The sequence below is a fragment of the Pseudomonas sp. FSL W7-0098 genome, from assembly GCF_005930585.1.
In the GTDB taxonomy this organism is placed as follows: Bacteria; Pseudomonadota; Gammaproteobacteria; order Pseudomonadales; family Pseudomonadaceae; genus Aquipseudomonas; species Aquipseudomonas bubulae.
Window position 1 is genome coordinate 114,252 of sequence record NZ_RXHW01000014.1, and the last position, 19,266, is coordinate 133,517.

Annotated in this window: 18 protein-coding genes and 1 riboswitch; of the genes, 10 read left to right on the forward strand and 8 right to left on the reverse strand. The window is 59.2% G+C overall.

The genetic code is table 11. The features are described from left to right. The first annotated feature begins 162 nt into the window (after window positions 1-162). The 3 genes from FHL07_RS21970 to FHL07_RS21980 all read left to right on the forward strand — a co-directional run bounded on the left by FHL07_RS21970 (window position 163) and on the right by FHL07_RS21980 (window position 3,983). Window positions 163-1,422: a cation:proton antiporter gene (locus tag FHL07_RS21970; protein WP_083369739.1), complete on the forward strand. Its 1,260-nt coding sequence runs from the start codon at window positions 163-165 to the stop codon at window positions 1,420-1,422. Between the two features lie 198 nt (window positions 1,423-1,620). After that, a complete protein-coding gene (locus FHL07_RS21975; protein WP_094999883.1) occupies window positions 1,621-1,995 on the forward strand; it encodes a hypothetical protein in 375 nt (124 codons plus the stop codon). Then, complete coding sequence (locus FHL07_RS21980) at window positions 1,992-3,983, forward strand: pyrroloquinoline quinone-dependent dehydrogenase (protein WP_095019474.1); 1,992 nt, start codon at window positions 1,992-1,994, stop codon at window positions 3,981-3,983. Before FHL07_RS21975 ends, FHL07_RS21980 begins: the two co-directional genes overlap by 4 nt. Window positions 3,984-4,095: 112 nt before the next feature. On the opposite strand, the gene FHL07_RS21990 is transcribed toward FHL07_RS21980, so the two are convergent. Continuing rightward, on the reverse strand, window positions 4,096-5,004 hold the full coding sequence (locus FHL07_RS21990) for a LysR family transcriptional regulator (protein WP_095025296.1): 909 nt from the start codon (window positions 5,002-5,004) through the stop codon (window positions 4,096-4,098). A 107-nt stretch (window positions 5,005-5,111) separates the two neighbouring features. On the opposite strand from FHL07_RS21990, the gene FHL07_RS21995 reads away from it, so the two are divergent. Genes FHL07_RS21995 through FHL07_RS22005 form a run of 3 tightly spaced genes read left to right on the forward strand, consistent with a single transcriptional unit; the run spans window position 5,112 to window position 7,650 of the window. Further along, on the forward strand, window positions 5,112-6,344 hold the full coding sequence (locus FHL07_RS21995; RefSeq protein ID WP_094999880.1) for a D-amino acid dehydrogenase: 1,233 nt from the start codon (window positions 5,112-5,114) through the stop codon (window positions 6,342-6,344). Between the two features lie 30 nt (window positions 6,345-6,374). Beyond that, entirely contained in the window at window positions 6,375-6,725 is a 351-nt protein-coding gene (locus FHL07_RS22000) for a RidA family protein (RefSeq protein WP_138738911.1), read from the forward strand. Window positions 6,726-6,747: 22 nt separating this feature from the next. Then, window positions 6,748-7,650 (forward strand): transporter substrate-binding domain-containing protein, encoded by a 903-nt coding sequence (locus FHL07_RS22005; RefSeq protein ID WP_095023234.1) that lies wholly within the window; start codon window positions 6,748-6,750, stop codon window positions 7,648-7,650. A gap of 574 nt (window positions 7,651-8,224) precedes the next feature. Here the strand turns inward: FHL07_RS22005 and FHL07_RS22020 are convergent. Next, on the reverse strand, window positions 8,225-8,944 hold the full coding sequence (locus tag FHL07_RS22020) for a 16S rRNA (uracil(1498)-N(3))-methyltransferase (RefSeq protein ID WP_095031819.1): 720 nt from the start codon (window positions 8,942-8,944) through the stop codon (window positions 8,225-8,227). A 73-nt stretch (window positions 8,945-9,017) separates the two neighbouring features. Beyond that, window positions 9,018-10,424, reverse strand: coding sequence for an adenosylmethionine--8-amino-7-oxononanoate transaminase (locus tag FHL07_RS22025; RefSeq protein ID WP_138738912.1), 1,407 nt, complete (start codon window positions 10,422-10,424; stop codon window positions 9,018-9,020). Between the two features lie 272 nt (window positions 10,425-10,696). Between FHL07_RS22025 and FHL07_RS22030 the strand changes: the two genes are divergently transcribed. Next, window positions 10,697-11,248 (forward strand): cytochrome b, encoded by a 552-nt coding sequence (locus tag FHL07_RS22030; protein WP_094999875.1) that lies wholly within the window; start codon window positions 10,697-10,699, stop codon window positions 11,246-11,248. Window positions 11,249-11,280: 32 nt separating this feature from the next. Then, the gene (locus tag FHL07_RS22035; RefSeq protein ID WP_094999874.1) at window positions 11,281-11,856 is read left to right on the forward strand and encodes a YceI family protein; all 576 of its coding nucleotides are present in this window, start codon (window positions 11,281-11,283) and stop codon (window positions 11,854-11,856) included. A 159-nt stretch (window positions 11,857-12,015) separates the two neighbouring features. Here the strand turns inward: FHL07_RS22035 and FHL07_RS22040 are convergent, their stop codons facing one another. The 3 genes from FHL07_RS22040 to ahcY all read right to left on the reverse strand — a co-directional run bounded on the left by FHL07_RS22040 (window position 12,016) and on the right by ahcY (window position 16,589). Next, entirely contained in the window at window positions 12,016-13,869 is a 1,854-nt protein-coding gene (locus tag FHL07_RS22040; RefSeq protein ID WP_094999873.1) for a DEAD/DEAH box helicase, read from the reverse strand. A 363-nt stretch (window positions 13,870-14,232) separates the two neighbouring features. Beyond that, window positions 14,233-15,078 carry a methylenetetrahydrofolate reductase [NAD(P)H] gene (metF, locus tag FHL07_RS22045; RefSeq protein WP_094999872.1) on the reverse strand — a complete coding sequence of 282 codons (846 nt, stop codon included), beginning with the start codon at window positions 15,076-15,078 and terminating at the stop codon, window positions 14,233-14,235. A gap of 101 nt (window positions 15,079-15,179) precedes the next feature. Further along, window positions 15,180-16,589, reverse strand: a complete 1,410-nt coding sequence (gene ahcY / locus FHL07_RS22050) for an adenosylhomocysteinase (protein ID WP_088378781.1) — start codon at window positions 16,587-16,589, stop codon at window positions 15,180-15,182. A gap of 22 nt (window positions 16,590-16,611) precedes the next feature. After that, a riboswitch (S-adenosyl-L-homocysteine riboswitch) is annotated at window positions 16,612-16,718 on the reverse strand. A gap of 195 nt (window positions 16,719-16,913) precedes the next feature. Between ahcY and FHL07_RS22055 the strand changes: the two genes are divergently transcribed. Together FHL07_RS22055 and FHL07_RS22060 are read left to right on the forward strand one after the other, a co-directional pair. Continuing rightward, the gene (locus FHL07_RS22055; protein WP_016782518.1) at window positions 16,914-17,315 is read left to right on the forward strand and encodes an acyl-CoA thioesterase; all 402 of its coding nucleotides are present in this window, start codon (window positions 16,914-16,916) and stop codon (window positions 17,313-17,315) included. A 197-nt stretch (window positions 17,316-17,512) separates the two neighbouring features. Further along, entirely contained in the window at window positions 17,513-18,364 is an 852-nt protein-coding gene (locus FHL07_RS22060; RefSeq protein ID WP_094999871.1) for a formate/nitrite transporter family protein, read from the forward strand. A 7-nt stretch (window positions 18,365-18,371) separates the two neighbouring features. Here FHL07_RS22060 and trhA read toward each other — a convergent pair whose 3' ends face one another. Both trhA and FHL07_RS23870 read right to left on the reverse strand, forming a co-directional pair. Beyond that, on the reverse strand, window positions 18,372-18,989 hold the full coding sequence (trhA, locus tag FHL07_RS22065) for a PAQR family membrane homeostasis protein TrhA (protein WP_094999870.1): 618 nt from the start codon (window positions 18,987-18,989) through the stop codon (window positions 18,372-18,374). 71 nt (window positions 18,990-19,060) lie between these two features. After that, window positions 19,061-19,266, reverse strand: a 206-nt coding sequence (locus FHL07_RS23870; RefSeq protein ID WP_238705573.1) for a hypothetical protein, incomplete at its 5' end; no start/stop codon positions are given.

Consider the following 19,266-nt stretch of genomic DNA (forward strand, 5'->3'; position numbering starts at 1 on the left):
AAGCGCCACCATGCAACCTCAGTGCAGCACTGTGGTCAATGACCTCGCACTTCGCGTCCGTTTGCCACACCTCCGGGATGTGCCCCTGACGCCCGTTTTTGCATCCAAACATGACCCGAACCCATCGGATTTCCATTCACTCTCGCCACCACAGGATCCCGGATGCTTGAGCTTGTTGCTGCGTTTATCTGCCTGACCTCACTACTGACTTATGTGAACTTCCGCTTTATCGGCCTGCCGCCGACGATTGGCGTGATGGTCACCGCCCTGATGTTTTCCCTGCTGTTGCAAGGCTTGAGCTTTCTCGGTTACCCCGGGCTGGAAGAGCGCGTGCAAGAGCTGATCGGCCAGATCGACTTCGGCGACCTGCTGATGAACTGGATGCTGTCGTTCCTGCTATTTGCCGGCGCCCTGCATGTGAATTTCAACGACGTGCGCAGCTATCGCTGGCCCATTGGTTTACTGGCCACGGTCGGCGTATTGATTGCCACTACGGTGATCGGCAGCCTGGCGTACTGGATTTTCGGCCTGTTCGGCTGGCATATCAGCTTCCTGTACTGCCTGCTGTTTGGTGCACTGATCTCCCCCACCGATCCGATTGCCGTGCTCGGCGTGCTGCGTACGGCCAATGCCTCCAAGCCACTGAAAACCACCATCGTCGGTGAGTCGCTGTTCAATGACGGCACCGCCGTTGTGGTGTTCACCGTGCTGTTGGGCATCGTGCAACTGGGCGAAACACCTAGCCTGAGCGCCACGGCCATGCTGTTCGCCCACGAAGCCATTGGCGGCGTGGTGTTCGGCGGCCTGATCGGTTACCTGGTGTACCGCATGATCAAGAGCATCGAGCAATACCAGATCGAAGTGATGCTGACCCTGGCCCTGGTGATTGGCGGCTCGGCCATGGCCAGTGAGCTGCATGTATCGGCGCCGATTGCGATGGTGGTCGCCGGTTTGATCATCGGCAACCTGGGCCGCAACAAGGCCATGAACGAGATGACCCGTCGCTACATGGACGGTTTTTGGGAGCTGCTGGATGACATGCTCAATGCGCTGCTGTTTGCGCTGATCGGCATGGAACTCTTGCTGCTGCCGTTCTCGTGGCTGCATCTGCTGGCTGCCAGTGGTTTGGCCGTGGCCATTTTGCTGTCGCGCCTGCTGACTGTGGCCCCGGCCATTGTCTTGCTGCGCCGCTGGCGCACCGTGCCGCGCGGCACTATCCGTATCCTCACCTGGGGCGGCTTGCGCGGTGGTGTTTCGGTGGCGCTGGCCCTGGCCTTGCCGCTGGGCCCGGAGCGCGACCTGATCCTGAGTATCACTTATATCGTGGTGCTGTCCTCGATCCTGTTCCAGGGCCTGACCATCGGCAAACTGGTCAAGCATGTGACCAAGGATGCGCCGGTGGAGGCTGAGCAGGCGCACTGACACTCACATTTCCTGTGGGAGCGGGCTTGCCCGCGATGGCATCTACTCGGTCTGTCAAAGAGACCGAGCCGCCTGTATCGCGAGCAAGCCCGCTCCCACAAAGATTGCTGCCGCTTGCATCCTCCCGGCGATTTCCTCCGCCTTGGCTACACTCACTTTCCGTGATGCCCTCGGGCATGAATCGCTAAGGAGAAAGGGATGAGTACTTCTGCAGCCTACGCACCGCCCAGGCGCCAACTGGGTGCCCATATCATGATCATCGCGGCTCTGGCTGCCCTGGCCATTACGGCAGGGCGGTTCTTTATGCCATTGTCCGGTGTGACGGGTTCCGGCGGGGCAATGACCACTATGTTTGCCGAACTGGTGCTGTTTGTCCTGGGCGTACTGCTGCTCAAGACCGGGGCAGGAGGCTTGCGCAACTTCGTCCTGTTTCTGGGCTGGGCCGGTGCGATAGGCACCATTTTTGCCGCCAGCCTGCTGCATGGTTGGTGGACAGTGATTGCCCTGCTGGTCTACGCCGTGGGTGTTGTCATTGAAACCTTTGGCCCCAAGCCAGCAAGGAGCGCGATATGAACGGGATCAAGAAGCACATTTTGACAGCACCGGCGCTGTGCCTGCTCGCCGGGGTATCCAACGCTTACGCCCAGGACACCTACACCGTACCGCCACCGTTGCTGGCACCGTCGAGCATCTCTGCCGAAGACGCCAGAATCCCGATCCCCAGCGGCAAGGAATGGGACAGCTTCCACGGCCAGCTCAGCTCGCAGAAGTACTCGCCCCTCACCCAGATCAACAAGGACAACGTCGGTAAACTGACCAAAGTCTGGCAGTACTTCACCGGCGACATGTCCACCGGCACCGGCAAAATTCCGCCGTCGGTGTGGTCCGCCACGCCCATTTTCGCCAATGACACACTCTACGTCGGCACGCCGTTCTACCGGATCATCGCCCTTGAGCCCGAGACCGGCAAAGAGAAGTGGACCTACGACACCAAATCGCCCCTGGTGGCCGAAACCCAGCCCGCGCTTAAATCACGCGGTGTGGCCTACTGGCAGGAAAAAAACCCGCAAGCCGGCGTGGCCTGCCAGAAGGTCGTGTACCTGGGCAATATGACCGCACAGCTGTACGCGGTGGATGCCGATACCGGCAAACCCTGCGAAGGCTTCGGTAAAAATGGCGTGGTGGACGTCAACCAGTGGAACAAGGTCAACGCCAAGTGGCCACTTTCCCAGCTGCAACCCCCCACCGTTATTGGCGACAAGCTGATCGTGGGCTGGGCCGGCAAAGACTGGGAATACGAAGTTGAATCACCGGGCTCGCTGTTTGCCCTCAATGCCCGCACCGGTGAGCTGGAATGGGAATTCAAGCCGATCCCGGATGAAGAAGCTGGCAAAACCGGTACCGCCAACATCTGGACCGCGATGTCTTATGACCCGGCTCTGGGCTTGCTGTACATCCCCGTGTCCTCACCGTCACCCAACTACTGGGGCGGCAACCGGACCAAACCGATTCCTCTGGGCACCTCCACCACTGCGCTGGATATCAATACCGGCAAGGTCGTCTGGTCTCGTCAGTGGGTTCACCATGACTTGTGGGACTACGACATCAACTCGGCGCCCACGCTGATGGATATCACCGTCGACGGCAAGCCTGTCGCCGCGCTGGTACAAGCGACCAAGATGGGTTTCCTGTTCACTGTTGACCGCCGTACCGGTGAAGACGTGTGGCCGATCGAAGAGCGCCCGGTGCCCAAAGGCGACGCCGACGGCGAAGTCTACTCACCGACCCAACCGTTCCCGACCAAACCTGCGCCGCTGCTGGATCAGTCGAAAAAACCAGCCATCTGGAAAATCGCCGATATCGTCGGTTTCGGCCAGTGCAGCAAAATGTGGGACGGCCTGGAATACAACGGCATGTACTCACCGCCTTCGACCAAAGGCAACGGCGTCCTGGCTTACCCGGACAGCGCCGGTGGCGTGCAATGGGGCGGTGTAGCGTTTGACCCGGTGAGCCAGGTGGCCATTGTGAACACCTCGCACATCGTGCAGATGATCAAGCTGTGGGATCGCGCTTCCTACGACAAACAGCCTAAAGACTCCGGCAACGAAAACGGCTTCTACCCACAGATCGGCGCGCCTTACGGCATGAGTTTGCTGAACGCGCAAAACTGGGCAGGCATGCCGTGCTGGGCACCGCCTTTCGGTGAAATCGTGGCAATCAACATGAACACCGGTGACGTGAAATGGCGCCGGCCGATGGGTGCCGTGCAGCAATGGGGCTGGTACATGCCTGAAAGCATGGGCTCACCGACCATTGGTGGCCCGGCAGTAACGGCCGGTGGCGTGGTGTTTATCGGTGCCTCGATGGATGCCAAGGTGCGCGCCTACTCCCTGGATGACGGCAAGGAATTGTGGTCGGACATCGTCATGGCCCCTGCCGTGGCCAACCCCGCGATCTATGAATACAAGGGCCGTCAGTATGTGGCGTTTGTAGCGGGGGGCAACTCGATCTTGAAAGATCAGGTAGGTGATCAGGTGGTGGTGTACGCCTTGCCGAAGTAACCCCCACCCTGTGGGAGCGGGCTTGCTCGCGATGGTAGCGCCGTGGTCACTCAGACAAATCGCGCGGCCATTATCGCGAGCAAGCCCGCTCCCACACTGTTAAATCGCGTTATCAACCCGCCAACCGCTGCAACTGTTCGCTGGCACGCTCTGCGAACAGTTGCAGCAACCCTTCCAGCGTATGTACCGGGGCCTCATCGGCCCGGGTCAGCGCATACAGCGTAATCGGTAGTGCGGGGCTCAGAGGCCGGATCACGGTACTCGCCCGCGACGCTCCCAGCGCCGTAAACGGATCGATCACCGCCAACCCGGCCCCCGCCTCCACCATCGCCCGCGCCAGTGAATAGGTTTGTACCGCAATGCTGATACGTGGCGGCGGCTCAACCGATTGCAGGTAGCTGTCCAGCCGTGCAAACAACGGATCGGCACTGCTCAGGCCGATCAAAGGCGCATCCGCCAGTTCATCCAGCGCCAGTGGCACACCTTCACTTGCATCAGGCCAGAACCCCCGCGGAGCCAGTGCCACCAATACGCCGTGGGCCAACGCCTGGGCCTTGAGGCCCGGGTGGTCGGGCAGTTTGAAGGTCAGGGCTACGTCCAGTTCGCGCATCAACAGGTTCTGGATCAATTCACGTGTATGAGCACTGACCAGTTCACAGTTGATGTCCGGATATCGGTGCTTCCACTCGCTGATCACGGGCGGCAGTAGCGCCAATGCCAAGGCTGGCGTACTGCCAATGCGCAAACGATGCCCCGGCGTACGCCGCAGGCTTTGCGCCAGACGCTGCACCCCTTGCAGGCTCTCGGTCACCTTGTCGACTTCGCGCTCGAGCAATAGCGCTTCCGGGGTGGGCTGCAATTTGCCGCGTACCCGCAGAAACAACGGGAACCCCAGCCGCTGCTCAGCGTGTTGCAGCACCTTGCTCACCGCAGGCTGCGACACATGCAGCAACTGCGCCGCCGCACTGACAGAACCGGTTTGGCGAATCGCCTGAAACACTTCGATATGACGCAAGCGCATGGCAGTAGTCCATAACCTTTGTTTATGGGATGACCATCTTTATTCATTGTTCGCCGCCTGTCACCTGCCCCTAATCTGAAGCCCGAACAGCAAGGGTGAGGACTGACATGGCACAGCGAGTTTGCATCATCGGCGGGGGCGTAATCGGGCTGGCTACAGCGTATGCCCTGGTGCGCGACGGCTTTGAAGTGACGGTGATCGAGGCCCGCCCGACTTTGGGCAGCCAGACCAGCTTTGCCAATGGTGGCCAGCTCTCCTACCGCTATGTAGCACCGCTGGCCGATGCCGGCGTGCCGTGGCAAGCGATGGGCTGGATGTTGCGCGGCGACTCGCCCCTCAAGCTGCGCCCGCGCATGGACCCGGCCCAATGGCGCTGGCTGGCCTCGTTTGTGGCTGCCTGCCGTGGCTCGGTGAACCAGCGCAATGGCGCGCATTTGCTGCGCCTGGCATTGCTCAGCCAGGCCACGCTGCAGCAGTGGCGCGAAGAAGATCAGCTCGACGGCTTCGCCTGGCAGCGCAACGGCAAGCTGGTGGCGTTCCGTGAGCGCGGCAACTTTGAAAAGGCCCGGAAAAAAGTTATCCACAGCTCATTTCAACAAGCACTGACTGCCGGCGAGTGCGCCAGCCTGGAACCCGGGCTGCAAGGCTCGGCATTCGTCGGCGGTATTTATACCCCCAGCGAAGAGGTCGGGGATTGCCACGGATTCTGTCAGCAACTGGCCGCCCGCTTGCAGGCCAGTGGCCGTTGCACCTTTATGCTGGGCAAGACCGTCACCCGGCTTCGCCACGCCAACGGGGCGGTACAGGCAGTGGAAATGGGCGACGAGGTTCTGGCCGTGGACCAACTGGTGCTCGCCGCCGGGCACAACAGCCCGGCCCTGCGCCTGCCGGGGCTACACCTGCCGTTGTACCCGCTCAAGGGTTACAGCCTTACGCTGGCCCTGACCGACCCGCAAAAGGCACCACAAGTGAGCATTACCGACTACGACCGCAAAATTGTCTACGCGCGTATCGGCGAGCAACTGCGCATCGCCGCGATGGTCGATATCGTCGGCTTCGACCCTGCCCCGGACCCCAAGCGCCTGGCGCAAATGCGTCAACTGGCCAGCAGCACTTTCCCGGATGCGGGCAACTATCAAACCGCCATCGAATGGGCTGGCATGCGCCCTGCAACCCCCAGCGGCGTACCCATCCTGGGTGCCAGCGGTTATCGCAACCTGTGGCTCAACCTGGGCCACGGCGCCCTGGGCTTCACCCTGGCCTGCGGCAGCGGGCGCTTGCTCAGCGAACTGATTGCACAACGCAAAACCTCCATTGACATGCAAGGCCTGGCCGCCTGAGTGCGCCATCCCGTCCACAAGGAAAGCCCTATGACCATTCAACGCATCAACAGCAATGACCGTTTGAGCGCCGCCGCGACGTTTGAAGCCCTGGTGTTTCTGTCGGGACAGGTGCCTACGCAAAGCGAGGACATTACCGCGCAAACGCAAGAAGTGTTGAGCAAGATCGACGCCCTGTTGGCCGAAGCTGACAGCGATAAAGACCACATCGTTAACGCCACCCTTTACCTGCAAAACATCCAGCGCGACTTTGCGGCCATGAATGCCGTGTGGTCAGCCTGGCTGTCGGCAGGCAAGGCGCCCACCCGCACCACCCTGCAGGCGGAGCTGGCACGGCCTGAGGTATTGGTGGAAATCAGCGTGATTGCAGTTCGTCATTAATCTGTGTGAGGGGAAAACAACAATGAAAAAATTTGCCTTGATCAGTTGCACGCTGGGCCTGTTAATCAGCCATGCCGTACAAGCCAACGAAGCCCCGTTGCAGGGCACACTGAAAAAAATCGCCGACTCGGGAAGTATTACCCTGGGTTATCGCGATGCATCGGTGCCGTTCTCCTATGTGGGCGATAACAGCGGCAAGCCCATGGGCTATTCGGTGGAGCTGGCCAATAAAATCGTCGAGCGCATCCAGCAGCAAGTGGGCAGCAAACCGCTGAAGGTCAAATACAACCTGGTGACCTCGCAAACCCGCATCCCGCTGGTGCAGAACGGCACCGTAGACCTGGAATGCGGCTCAACCGGCGTGACCGCCGAACGGCAAAAACAGGTGGCATTTTCCTATGGGTTTATTTACGTCAAAGGCCAACTGCTGACCGCCAAGGACAGCGGCATCAAGGGCTTTGATGATTTGCGCGACAAAAACGTGGTGACAACGGCAGGCACCACCAACGAACGCTTTATCAAAAGCTACAGCGCCGACCACAACATGGGCATGAACGTGATCAGTGCCAAAGATCATGGTGAAGCCTTCAAGATGCTCGAAACCGGCCGCGCCGTTGCGTTTTATATGGACGATGCGCTGCTCTACGGCGAACGTGCCAAAGCTCGTGATCCGCACAAATGGGTGGTTGTAGGGGATGAGCAATCCCGTGAAATCTACAGCTGCATGGTGCGCAAGGACGACCCGCAGTTCCTGGCGGTGGTGAACAAGACCCTGGCCGACCTGTATCAGTCCGGGGAAATCACCAGCATTTACCAGCGCTGGTTCGAACAACCGATCCCGCCCAACGGCCTGAACCTGGAGTTCCCGATGACTGCCGAGCTAAAACAGATCATCGCCAGGCCGGTGAGTGATCCGGTGGAGTAAGGGCGTCAAAAAAAGTCTTCCGTTACACCCTCACCTTCAAACCAGCTGCCCCAAAACGCGCCTGCTGCACTCAGGCGCGTGCTGCTTCAGTGCGTTGCCAGCGTATCCAGCGACTTGTCGACATAACCCTTGGCCAGCTCCACCAAGTGCATGACCGACAACACCAAAACGAACGGGTGGCAGCCGTACGCAGGTTAGTCGACCGGTGAGCTCGGAAACCGGCGCGTCCGAGGGCGCCCTGCGCACGGCCACCATAAAGCGGGGCCAAAAAAAACGCCTCACTAAGGTGGCGCCTTGCGCCTTGCTCATCTACCAGGCTACTAAACCCGACCGCTGATTTGCAGCGATGGGCCGAGACTATTCCCCGATTTGAACAGGCGCAAGCGAGCGGAATCTTCTCGGATGATTCACGAGAATGAAAGCGAAACGTCGTACGAAACGACTGAAATTGAAGGCCACACCTTTGTGGGAGCGGGCTTGCTCGCGATGCAGGCGCCGCGGTAGGTCTGGATAATCGCGTCGATCCCATCGCGAGCAAGCCAGCTCCCACAAAAGCAAAAAAGCAGGGCCTGACTTAGAAATCACCCCACAACTGCTGCGCCACGGCCAGGGCTACAACCGGCGCAGTTTCGGTACGCAGCACCCGTGGGCCAAGGCGTGCAGGCTGGTAGCCGGCGGCCTGGGCCAGGTCGATTTCGTTATCGGTCAGGCCGCCTTCGGGGCCGATCAAAAACGCCAGGCGCGAAGGTTTCGCGTGGCTGGCCAAGGGTTCTGACACCGGGTGCAGCACCAGCTTGAGGTCGGCTTCAGTGGTTTTGATCCAGTCGCTGAGCAACACCGGCGGATGGATAACGGGCACCCGCGAACGGCCGCATTGCTCACAGGCGCTGATCGCCACCTGCCGCCAGTGGGCCAGACGTTTGTCGGCGCGTTCGTCCTTGAGCCGCACTTCGCAGCGCTCGCTCATGATCGGGGTGATTTCACGCACGCCCAGCTCGGTGGCCTTTTGAATCGCCCAGTCCATACGCTCGCCACGGGACAGGCCCTGACCGAGGTGAATGGCCAACGGCGATTCAACTTGCCCTGCGAAGGTTTCGTCCAGCAGCACGCGTACGCGCTTTTTGCCGACTTCCAGCAAGCGTCCCAGAAACTCCTGGCCCGAGCCGTCGAACACTTGCAAGGCATCGCCCTCGGCCATACGCAGCACGCGGCCAATGTAATGCGCCTGAGCCTCAGGCAATTCATGCTCACCAAGGCTCAAAGGAGCGTCGATAAAAAAGCGGGACAATCTCATTTAAATTCTCTGAAAATTCGGGTGCTAATGTGGGAGCAGGCCCGCTCCCACAGGAGATACAGTACGGCCCGGTTTAACCCGGGTCACGGAAGTCCGGGTGAAAATTCGATGGCACGGCCACGCTGATGTCGCTGCGGGTCGCGATATCGATCCCTTCACTGGCTACTTCAGCCAAAAAGTCGATCTGCTCGGGGGTGATCACGTAAGGCGGCAAGAAATACACCACGCTACCCAGTGGGCGCAACAACGCACCCCGCTCCAGGGCGTGCTGGAAGACTTTAAGCCCCCGACGCTCCTGCCACGGGTAAGCGGTTTTGCTGGCCTTGTCCTGAACCATTTCAATGGCCAGCACCATACCGGTCTGACGCACTTCCGAGACATGAGGATGATCAACCAGATGGGCAGTCGACAGGGCCATACGTTGAGCCAAGGCCTTGTTGTTCTCGATAACGTTGTCTTCTTCGAAGATATCCAGCGTCGCCAACGCTGCGGCACAGGCCAGCGGATTACCCGTATAGCTGTGGGAATGCAGGAAGGCGCGCAGGGTCGGGTAATCGTCGTAGAACGCGCTGTACACCTCATCCGTGGTCATGCAGGCCGCCAACGGCAAATAGCCACCGGTCAACGCTTTGGACAGACACAGGAAGTCCGGCGTGATACCCGCCTGTTCGCAGGCGAACATGGTGCCGGTGCGGCCAAAGCCCACGGCAATTTCATCAAGGATCAAGTGCACGCCGTAACGGTCACAGGCCTCGCGCAGCAGTGTGAGGTACACCGGGTGGTACATGCGCATGCCACCCGCGCCCTGAATCAACGGCTCGACGATAACCGCAGCCACGGTTTGATGATTTTCGGCGAGAGTCTGCTCCATCGCCAAGAACATCGTGCGCGAATGCGCTTCCCAGCTCACGCCTTCAGGGCGCAGGTAGCAGTCGGGGCTCGGCACCTTGATGGTGTCGAGCAGCAACGCCTTGTAGGTTTCAGTGAACAACGGCACATCGCCCACGGCCATCGCGGCCATGGTTTCACCGTGATAGCTGTTGGTCAGGGTAACGAAGCGTTTTTTGTCTGGCTGTTCACGGTTGAGCCAGTAGTGAAAGCTCATCTTCAGCGCAACTTCGATGCACGACGAGCCGTTATCGGCATAGAAGCAACGGGTCAGGCCTTCAGGTGTCATCTTGACCAGCCGCTCGGACAGTTCGATCACCGGCTGATGGCTGAAGCCTGCAAGGATCACGTGCTCCAACTGATCGACCTGATCCTTGATGCGCTGGTTGATTCGCGGGTTGCAGTGGCCAAACACATTGACCCACCAGGAACTCACGGCATCGAGGTAGCGCTTGCCTTCAAAGTCTTCCAGCCACACGCCTTCGCCGCGCTTGATAGGGATCAAGGGCAGTTGTTCATGGTCTTTCATTTGGGTGCAGGGATGCCACAACACGGCAAGGTCGCGTTGCATCCACTGGTTATTCAGGCCCATTTTCACTCTCCTGGCGCTGGCTCCCGGCGTGTGCGGGCAAACAAGAGTGCAAGCCTATGCAATGCGCAGGCGTGTAACAACCTATTACGTTTACTCCGTATTCAAAGACGGCCTTGGACACCCACAGGCAACACAAATATTGTTAACGTTTGCTTAACGTTTGACTCTCAGGCTTCAGATCGTATTTATCGATAGCTTGCAGCAATAAAATGCGCTTTCAATCGATAGGTAAACCATTAGTCTTAGACCCAAGTTCCTACAGGATGTTGGTCATGCAGCTACGTAACTCTTCTTCTCGCTATGGTGCCGTCAGCATCTTCATGCACTGGTCTGTTGCGTTGGCGGTGTTCGGGTTGTTCGCACTGGGGTTGTGGATGGTCGGTCTGGACTATTACAGCCCTTGGCGCAAAGAGGCGCCTGACCTGCATAAAAGCATTGGTCTGACGCTATTCGCTGTAATGCTGCTACGCGTTGTATGGATCTGGTTCAGCCCGGCACCACCGGCACTGGCCAGTTACAGCCGTGCAACACGAATCGGTGCCAAACTCGGGCATGGTTTTTTGTATCTGGGTTTGTTTGCCGTGATGATCGCCGGCTACCTGATTTCCACCTCTGAAGGCGTGGGTATTCCGGTTTTCGGCCTGTTTGAAGTCCCTGCACTGATTTCCAACCTGCCTGACCAGGCTGATGTAGCGGGTGTTGTGCATCTTTACCTGGCATGGGCCGTGGTCATTTTTGCAGGGCTTCATGGTCTGGTTGCTTTGAAACACCACTTTATCGATCGTGATGCGACCCTGAACCGTATGCTGGGGCGCAAAGCCTGATGCTCAACCTCAACTCAAAAGGAATAGAACGCATGTTGAAAAAGACCCTCGCTGCGCTGGCTCTCGGAACCGCAATGCTGACCGCAGGTCAGGCCATGGCGGCTGACTACACCATCGACAAAGAAGGCCAGCACGCCTTCATCGACTGGAAAGTCAGCCACCTGGGCTTCAGCTTCATTCACGGTACTTTCAAGGACTGGAGCGGTACGTTCTCGTGGGACGCAGCCAAACCTGCCGACAGCAAGATTGACGTGACCCTGAAAACCGCCAGCCTGTTTTCCAACCACGCCGAACGTGACAAGCATATCGCCAGCAAAGATTTCCTGGACGTGAGCAAGTACCCGGAAGCGACCTTCAAGTCGACCAAGGTTGTGCCGACTGGCGACAACACAGCTGACGTAACAGGTGACCTGACCCTGCACGGTGTGACCAAGCCTGTAACCTTCAAGGCAACGTTCAACGGCGAAGGCAAGGATCCGTGGGGCGGCGAACGTGCTGGTTTCAACGCGACCACCACCATCAACCTGCAGGATTTCGGCATCAAGTCCCCAAGCAAGGACCAGACCCTGAGCCTGGATATCTCGCTGGAAGGCGTAAAGGCCAAGTAATAGCGCTTTTAAACGGCTAAAAAAAACGCCCCGGCTTGTGAGAGCCGGGGCGTTTTTTTGTGTGCTGTCGTAGGAGCGGGCTTGCTCGCGATTGGATTGCCTCGGTGCAGCCGTTAACCCGAAGTACCTGAATCGCGAGCAAGCCCGCTCCCACAATTTTTAGCGGTTACGCGTCAGCAGCGCTGGCTTCTCGCCACGCGGGCGGTTCGGCAATTGATCGAGCTGCTCAGGCGTCGGGAAGCGATCGCTTTTCGACTCTTTGTGCATGATCTTCGGCTGGTTCTCGCGTGGGCCTTTAACCGCTGGCTCTTGACGGGCATCGTCACGGGCCGGGCGGTTTTCGCGACGGGCCTGGCCGTCACGCGGAGCGCCACTGCGTGGACCGCTGCGCTTGGCAGGCGGAGTGCCAGTGCTGGCACCGCTACCGGTACGCGGACCGTTCTGACGGCCACCGGTACGACCCGCTGGCGCAGCGCCAGTGCCTGCGCCCTGGGCCGGAGCCCCCGGACGACGGCCACGGCTCTGGTTGTTCTTGTTCTGGTACGGGCTGACGTAATCAGCGCGGTTACCAAAGTTATCCACATCGTCATCACGGAACTCGTCCGGCGCACGATTGGCGTCGGCACGCGGGGTTGGCTGACGCTGTTCACGGGCAGGCTGAGCTTCGCGCGGCTTTTGCTCACGAGCGGGACGCTCGCTGCGAGCAGCTGCCGGCTTTTCTTTGCTCTTTTCCTTGCCCTTGTCTTTACGACCGCCGCCACCGCCCGGGTTACCCGGACCGTCGCCACGCGGGCCGCGCGGCGGGTTGCGCGGGTTACGCACATCCGGACGCTCGCGTACTTCAGGCTTTTCAGCTTCAACCGTGCTCGAGTCAAAACCCATCAGGTCGCCATCGGCGATTTTCTGTTTGGTCATGCGCTCGATGCTTTTCAGCAGTTTTTCTTCGTCCGGCGCTACCAGCGAGATCGCCTCGCCCGAACGACCGGCACGGCCAGTACGGCCGATACGGTGAACGTAATCTTCGTCGACGTTTGGCAGCTCGAAGTTGACCACATGCGGCAGCTGGTCGATGTCCAGGCCACGAGCGGCAATGTCGGTCGCTACCAGAATGCGTACGGTACCGGCCTTGAAGTCGGCCAGGGCTTTGGTGCGCGCGTTCTGGCTCTTGTTACCGTGGATGGCCACAGCGCTGAGGCCGTGCTTGTCCAGGTACTCGGCCAGGCGGTTTGCACCGTGCTTGGTACGGGTGAAGACCAGAACCTGTTCCCAGGCGCCAGCGGTGATCAGGTGCGCCAGCAAGGCACGCTTGTGCGTGGCAGGCAGACGGAACACGCGTTGCTCGATACGCTCGACCGTGGTGTTCGGTGGCGTTACTTCGATGCGTTCCGGGTTGCGCAGCAGCTTGCCGGCCAGATCGGTGATGTCCTTGGAGAACGTCGCCGAAAACAGCAGGTTTTGACGCTTGGCCGGCAGACGAGCGAGGACTTTTTTCACGTCATGGACAAAGCCCATGTCGAGCATACGGTCGGCTTCGTCGAGTACCAGGATTTCAACGTGGGACAGGTCAACACTGCCTTGACCGGCCAGGTCGAGCAAACGACCGGGGCAGGCAACCAGTACGTCAACACCACGGGCCAGGGCCTGAACCTGCGGGTTGGTGCCCACACCGCCAAAAACACAGGCGCTCACGAACTTCAGGTCGCGGGCATAGAGCTTGAAGCTCTCATGCACCTGGGCGGCGAGTTCGCGGGTAGGCGTCAGGACCAGCACGCGTGGTTGGCGTGGGCCGTGGCGCTGGGATTTGTCCGGGTGGCCATTGGGAAACAGCTTTTCCAGAATCGGAAGAGCGAAGCCACCGGTTTTACCAGTACCTGTCTGTGCCGCAACCATCAGGTCGCGACCTTGCAACACGGCGGGAATGGCCCGCTGTTGCACCGGAGTAGGCTCGGTATAGCCCGCAGCTTCAATGGCGCGGACTAAAGCCTCGGAGAGACCGAGGGAAGCAAAGGACATGAGAAATCCTGTTCTAGTTAGGGCTTGGCCCAAAGGGATAGTCTTGCCTGGCGTGAATGGCGTTTAAGATGACGCAATCCCGTCCGGTCCTGCTCCAGTCCTGAAGGCCCATTCATGCCGCTCGCGCTGGCTGAGAGCTGCGCCGTAACGGGAGGTTGAATGCCTTGTACAAGGACGAGCGGCCGGGCGTAAGCCTGGCGGAAAAACCGGAGTATAACAGAGCAATCACGACGCGCCGATTTCATGCTGCCCAACGGCTTTAAACCCATGTGGGAGCGGGCTTGCTCGCGATGCATACGACGCGCATCCCTTGACGGACCGCAGCGATGCCATCGCGGGCAAGCCCGCTCCCACAAAGGCAGATCAGCGCGGCAGCTTGAGGTTGTTCCAGATCGCCAGGCTCGGATCAGCCTGGTTCAGGGTGTAGAAGTGCAACCCCGGGGCGCCGCCGTCGAGCAGGCGTTCGCACATTTCGCTGATGACCTGCTCACCAAATGCCTGGATGCTCTGCGTGTCGTCGCCGTAGGCTTCAAGTTGCTTGCGGATCCAGCGCGGGATTTCAGCGCCACAGGCGTCAGAGAACCGCGCCAGCTTGCTGTAATTGGTGATCGGCATGATGCCCGGCACCACAGGAATCATCACTCCCGCTGCTTGTACGCGCTCGACAAAACGGAAGTAACTGTCGGCGTTGAAGAAGTACTGGGTGATGGCACTGTCAGCGCCAGCATGGGCCTTGCGCACGAAGTTGTTGATATCGTCTTCGAAGTTGCGCGCTTGCGGGTGCATTTCCGGGTAAGCCGCCACTTCGATATGGAAGTGGTCACCGGTTTCTTCACGAATGAAGCTCACCAGGTCATTGGCATAGCGCAGTTCGCCGCTGGCCATGCCCATGCCCGAAGGCAGGTCGCCACGCAGCGCAACGATGCGCTTGATCCCCGCGGCCTTGTACTGGGCCAGCAGGCCGCGCAAATCGGCCTTGCTGTCACCCACGCACGACAGGTGCGGAGCAGCAGGTACTTTTACTTCGCTCTCCAGTTGCAGCACGGTATTGATCGTGCGGTCACGGGTCGAGCCACCGGCACCGTAGGTGCAGGAGAAGAAATCCGGGTTGTAGGTCGCCAGCTGGCGAGCCGTGTTCATCAGTTTTTCATGTCCAGCATCGGTCTTGGTCGGGAAGAACTCGAAGCTGTAACGACGGTCTTGAGACATGGGAATACCCTGGCGTGCGCGAGGGGGCATGGACAACCCCTGACGCTGAACTTTCACACAAAAAAAAGGCGGTCAGTGCAAGCCTGACCGCCTTTCTTTAATCAGTAACGGTAGGTTTCTGGCTTGAACGGGCCTTCGACGGTGACGCCGATGTAGTCAGCCTGTTGCTTGGTCAGTTGCGTTACAACGCCACCGAAACCACGAACCATTTCCAGGGCCACTTCTTCGTCCAGCTTCTTCGGCAGCACTTCTACGGTCAGACGCTCGGCTTGCAGTTCGGCTGGCAGGTCAGCGTACTTCTGGGCGAACAGGAAGATCTGCGCCAGCACCTGGTTGGCGAACGAACCGTCCATGATGCGGCTTGGGTGACCTGTGGCGTTGCCCAGGTTAACCAGACGGCCTTCAGCCAGCAGGATCAGGTAGTCATCGTTCTGTGGGTCGAATTCGCCCAGACCAGTACGGTGAACCTTGTGAACCTGTGGCTTCACTTCTTCCCATGCCCAGTTTTTGCGCATGAAAGCGGTGTCGATTTCGTTGTCGAAGTGACCGATGTTGCACACCACAGCGCGTTTTTTCAGCGCGGCCAGCATGTTCTTGTCGCACACGTTGACGTTACCGGTGGTGGTCACGATCAGGTCGATCTTGCCCAGCAGCGCAGCGTCGATGCTGGCAGCGGTGCCATCGTTCTGGCCGTTGATGAACGGCGAAACCACTTCAAAACCGTCCATGCAGGCTTGCATGGCGCAGATCGGGTCAACTTCGGACACTTTAACGATCATGCCTTCCTGACGCAGGGACTGGGACGAACCCTTGCCCACGTCACCGTAGCCGATAACCAGTGCCTGCTTGCCGGACAGCAGGTGGTCAGTACCACGCTTGATGGCATCGTTCAGGCTGTGACGGCAGCCGTACTTGTTGTCGTTTTTGCTTTTGGTGACCGAGTCGTTCACGTTGATCGCAGGGATCATCAGCTCGCCTTTGGCCAGCATGTCCAGCAGACGGTGAACACCGGTGGTGGTTTCTTCAGTCACGCCGTGGATCTTTTTCAGCATGGCCGGGTATTTCTTGTGCAGCAGCTCGGTCAGGTCGCCGCCGTCGTCGAGGATCATGTTGGCATCCCATGGCTCGCCATCTTTAAGGATGGTTTGCTCCAGGCACCACTCGTACTCTTCTTCGGTTTCGCCTTTCCAGGCGAAAACCGGGATACCGGCAGCAGCGATAGCGGCAGCAGCCTGATCCTGAGTCGAGAAGATGTTGCACGACGACCAACGCACTTCGGCACCCAGGGCAACCAGGGTTTCGATCAGTACGGCAGTCTGGATGGTCATGTGGATGCAACCCAGAATCTTCGCGCCCTTGAGCGGTTGTTCTGCTGCATAACGGCGACGCAGGCCCATCAGGGCAGGCATTTCGGACTCGGCGATAAAGGTTTCGCGGCGGCCCCATTGGGCGAGGGACATATCGGCGACTTTAAAGTCGTTAAAACCTGCAGGCGTGTTTACAGCGCTCATCAAGAGCCTCCATTCGTTTAATCGCGAATGGGCGCCGTTGTGCGTTTAGTGCCTGCCCAGGGAGCTCTGAACAAACAACGCCCCATCCGAGCCTGACAGGTTGAACCTGCTGCAGCGCCCCTCGGACAGGTGGCGGGAACGGTACCGGGTAAAAATGACCGTTTTGAAGCGAGGGGCATTATAGCCATCCGCGCCGATGTTCCCAAGGATTTATCCACGGCATTTTGATTTGCCTAATCGAGACCATAGTCGAAGCTTAATAGAGCTGAGTGCCGTGGTCTGACATCATGGTCGGCATCTAAGGCAAGACGGTCAGGAGCGAATATGAATTTTCACACCCGCAAATGGGTTAAACCCGAAGACCTCAACCCCAACGGCACCCTGTTCGGTGGCAGCCTGCTGCGCTGGATCGACGAAGAAGCCGCGATTTACGCCATCGTCCAGCTGGGCAACCAGCGTGTGGTGACCAAGTACATCTCCGAAATCAACTTCGTCAGTGCCTCGCGCCAGGGCGACATCATCGAACTGGGCATCACCGCCACCGAGTTTGGTCGCACCTCGATCACCCTGACCTGCGAAGTGCGCAACAAGATCACCCGCAAAAGCATCCTGACTGTGGACAAGATGGTTTTCGTCAACCTGGGTGAAGACGGCCTGCCGGCGCCGCACGGGCGTACCGAGATCAAATACGTCAAGGACCAGTTCCAGGATGACAGCCAGGCTTGATGCCTGGCTCCCGTAGCAGCTGCCGAAGGTCTGAAGGGAATTTTAACTGTGGGAGCGAGCCTGCTCGCGAACGACTTTCGCGAGCAGGCTCGCTCCCACAGGGAGGGTTGACCGGCAACAGAGTATCTACAGGTCAAGAGTGAACAGCTACAGTCCATGCGTGTCGTACCTTCACACGCCTTCGGTTCTGGAGCCTTATGGACACTCAAAATTCAGGCAAAACCCCCAACCTGACGGCTGAAGAAAAGCACGAGGTCAGCAAAAACCAGCCACCGCGCGCCGCGGTGCTGCACGAAATCATCCGCCAGCAGGGCGATCTGGAACTGGAGCGCAGCATCGCCGCCCTGTTCTGGTCGGCACTGGCCGCCGGGCTGACCATGGGCCTGTCCCTTATGGCCATGGGTCTGCTCAACTCACGCCTGCCCGACGGCGACGGGTTCAAGGTCATCGCCAGCTTCGGTTATTGCGCAGGCTTTCTGGCGGTCATTCTCTCCCGCCAGCAACTGTTCACCGAAAACACCCTGACTGCCGTTCTGCCGATCATGAGCAAACCCACACTCAACAATTTCGGGCGGCTGCTGCGGCTGTGGGCGGTGGTGCTGGTGGGCAACCTGATGGGCACCCTGCTGGTGGCCTATGTGATGCTGCATTTGCCGATTTTCGACACGCAGACCGACAAGGCCTTTCTGGAAATCGGCCGCAAGGTCATGGAAAACGACGCCAGCCAGATGTTCGCCAAAGGCATTATCTCGGGCTGGATGATTGCCACCATGGTGTGGATGATCCCGTCCATGGAAAGCGCCAAGATGTGGATCATCATCCTCATCACCTACCTGATGGCCCTGGGTGACTTCACCCATATCGTGGTCGGTACGGCCGAGGTGTCGTATCTGGTGTTTGCTGGCGAGTTGCCCTGGAAGGACTTCTGGCTGATCTTTGCCGGCCCCACCCTGGCCGGCAATATCATTGGTGGCAGTTTTATCTTCGCCCTGATCAGCCACGCGCAGATCCGCAGCGACACCCAGAAGCCCAAGCAGGAGGTTCAGTAGCCCCGAGTCAGATCACATAATGGGCGATGGCCACAAAGTGCAGCAGGCTGCCGGCGATCACAAACAGGTGCCAGATGCCGTGGGCATGGCGCAGACGGTGGTCGAGGGCAAAAAAGATGATCCCCACGGTGTACATCACCCCGCCGGTGGCCAGCCATACAAAGCCTGCGGTACCCAGCGCTGCCAGCAAGGGCTTGACGGCCACCAGTACAATCCAGCCCATGACCGCGTAGATAACGATGGACAGGATGCGGGCTTCGGAGCGCGGTTTGATCTCTTGCAGCATGCCGATCACCGCCATTCCCCACACGATGCCAAACAACGACCAGCCCCAGGGGCCGTGCAGCGTGACCAGGCAAAACGGCGTGTAACTGCCGGCGATCAGCAGGTAAATGGAGAGATGATCGAACTTCTGCATGATCACCTTGGAGCGCCCGCGCACGCTGTGGTACACGGTGGATACGCTGTACAACAGCACCAGCGTGACACCATAAATGGCTACACTGACAATCTTCTGCGGGCTACCGTCCAGGCAGGCCATTACCAACAACCAGATACTGCCTATTGCTGCCGCCACGGCACCCACCAGATGGGTCCAGGCGTTGAGTTTTTCCCCGTGATACATGTGCAAGATCCTCAAGAGCCGATAGTGCGACTGTGTCACCTGGTTATGAGATAAGGGTCAGGGTTGCGAGGTTAAAGGGCAATGCGGCGTTCGTCGAGCAGGGCAACCTGCACCCCCGCTGTGGGAGCGGGCTTGCTCGCGATAGCAGCACCGCGGTTTAACTGACTGACCGCATCGCCTGCTCGCGAGCAAGCCAGCTCCCACAGGTTTTGCAGTGTTCCCAGAATTCGGGGCCTGCCACGAAACTCTGTGGGAGCGGGCTTGCTCGCGATAGCAG